Origin of the sequence: Kamptonema formosum PCC 10802, assembly GCF_000332335.1 — a bacterium.
Classification (GTDB): Bacteria; Cyanobacteriota; Cyanobacteriia; order Cyanobacteriales; family Oscillatoriaceae; genus Oscillatoria.
Window position 1 is genome coordinate 3,880,584 of record NZ_KB235948.1, and the last position, 1,864, is coordinate 3,882,447.

Here is a 1,864-nt window from a genome sequence, read left to right on the forward strand (position 1 = left end):
AATGATTCCGCCCTCAGGCGTGCTAAAAACGCTCCCTCAGGGGGTGCGGAGGGGGTGCCGGTGCGGGGCATCTTTCTAAGTTACGGCTGTTTAATCATAACAAATCCCGGGGCTTCAGGCGAGCCTCGGCAAATATTATAAATACTAATCAAAAAGATAACTCATTAAAATCTCAGTGTCAGAGGGGGAGAGCGCAGAAGTTTGACAGCAAAAAAAAAACTCGCTACAGTAAAAAACAAGTCAGCCGCTCCAGACAGGTGTGACGGACAGATTCGTGCTACGAGGGTTGATGGTGTGCAGTTTACAGGTGAGGTGAGTGATGTCCGACTTCAACATTGGCTCGTTAGACAGCAGCTCCACATATGTCGGCAATGTCTTGAGCGCCGACCCAACAGACATTTACCGGCTTACTCTAGACGCACCGGGCAGTTTCAGTCTGTCTCTGGGCGAATTGAGCGGCGATGTGGATATGAAATTGCTGGACAGCACCGGCTCTGTACTGCGCACATCATCTAATAGTGGAACAAGTCCAGAAGTGATTAATGCCGATGCGTTAATTGCGGGGGACTACTCGATTGAAATCTCTCGGGTAAGCGGCGACGTATATGCTGGAAGTGAGTCCCAAAACCAACACTGACCCGCTCACAGGTCAGTCACTATCCCCTAGCAATAATAACCCCTTTGAGTCGGGAGTGTTTAAAGTAGGCCCAACAGGTAAAGTCGATATAAGTTATCTGTTTGATGGCGGCTTCTATGAGGGAGAGGTAGGCATCTTTAACCTAAAGGGCATGTCGGCTTTCCTGAACGATTACAGTGCCTTTGCCAAAGAAGCCGCGCGGCGGGCGCTGAGTAATTCTTCTGAGGGGCATGCCGTCATCTCTGACTTCACAGAAGGGGCTAAGTTGGCCGGGGTTTTGGGGGCTGAGCCGCAAAATTGGAACAAGGGGACATACCCGGGCGTCAAGACAGTATATATGAATCCGGGGGATGAGTTTGGGATTATCTTAGCCCCCCGGAATAAGATACAGGATGTCTTTAACAATCCGGCACTCACCGGCACGCGACGCCCCCTGTTTTCATTAGCGACAGCTGACCCCAGGGATGCTTTCAATTCTGGGCAGATAGCTGATGTCACCGGCACTGGTTACGCTTTCGCTCTTGAAGATATGCAGGTGAATGCCGGTGCGGATAAGGATTACAACGATGTGATGTTCCAGATCGCCGGTGCGACTGGCACAGCCCCATCGCTAAATAATGTAATCGCACCATCCCTGGACTGGCGCGGGACAGCTTTGGGGGGACAAATTTTAGAGGAAATCAATTCAGCCGACACCGAACCGCCAGAAATTGCGGCATATCTAGAGAACGATACGGGTGAGGGCGCTGCAGATGGGATTACCTCTGACCCGGCGATTGCGGGTAGTGTTATTGATGTTAGCGGGATTTTCAGCTTGCGTGCCGGTTTTGAGGGGATGCCGGTGGAGAGTTTTACTGAGATTGCCAGCCGGCTCAACGAGGATGGAACGTTTTCATTAGACCGCAACGCTTTAGAGGAAATATTTGGCGGGGCGCTGTCAGAGGGAAGTCACACCCTTTATTTGCGGGCGATAGATGAATATGGCAATGTGTCGGGGTTTGAGGGGATTCGCTTCACCCTTGTGCCGGCGACCAATGATTCAGGCAGTCTGGACAGTGAAGTACAATTTAGTGTGGAACTCGCCCAACTCTATGGGCTAGATCCCTATCCCGATGCGATTTCTCTGCCGGTTGGGGGGACTCGGCAATTGTCGGTGAAAGTAAACGAATTGCCCAATTCGCCTGACTTAAATACTGATGAGTCGGGGACGCGATATGAGGTGAGTGA

General features: G+C 51.3%; 2 protein-coding genes. Both read left to right on the forward strand.

The window, feature by feature from the left end:
• Positions 1-319: 319 nt before the first annotated feature.
• Positions 320-637 carry a PPC domain-containing protein gene (locus tag OSC10802_RS0116695; protein WP_017717916.1) on the forward strand — a complete coding sequence of 106 codons (318 nt, stop codon included), beginning with the start codon at positions 320-322 and terminating at the stop codon, positions 635-637.
• On the forward strand, positions 606-1,864 hold a 1,259-nt coding region (locus OSC10802_RS40515), incomplete at its 3' end, for a DUF4114 domain-containing protein (protein WP_017717917.1). The genes OSC10802_RS0116695 and OSC10802_RS40515, both read left to right, overlap by 32 nt.

What these genes read in the sequence shown, in the direction of transcription:
- OSC10802_RS0116695 (WP_017717916.1), top strand. Translation starts at nt 320, where the DNA reads ATGTCCGACTTCAACATTGGCTCGTTAGACAGCAGCTCCACATATGTC.